Annotated in this window: 1 protein-coding gene; it reads left to right on the top strand. The window is 69.7% G+C overall.

Annotated features, from left to right (window positions below; genetic code table 11):
• Nucleotides 1-244: IclR family transcriptional regulator C-terminal domain-containing protein (locus FQ668_RS28050; protein WP_306109850.1), on the top strand; the 244-nt coding region annotated here is incomplete at both ends.

The following is a 244-nucleotide window of genomic DNA, read 5'->3' as shown; positions in this document are numbered from 1 at the left end:
GCCACGCTCCACCGACGAGCTGCTCACCTACCTGCACCGCGCCCGCGAGCGCGGCTATGCCTGGGTCGAGGAAACCTCGGCGATTGGCACCTCGGCCTTGGCTGCGGTGGTACGCCGCCCGCAAAGTGATGAGGTGATCGGTGTACTGAGCATCGCCGGGCCCAGTGCCCGCCTGGCGCAAACCCGTCTGGCAGAGCTGGCGCCGCTGTTGCTGGCGGCGGCAGAAGAGCTGTCGGCGGCCAGT

The organism is Pseudomonas sp. Kh14 (assembly GCF_900291005.1).
GTDB lineage: Bacteria > Pseudomonadota > Gammaproteobacteria > Pseudomonadales > Pseudomonadaceae > Aquipseudomonas > Aquipseudomonas alloputida.
The sequence above is the reverse complement of the archived record's forward strand: the minus strand, read 5'-3'. Positions and strand labels throughout refer to the sequence as shown.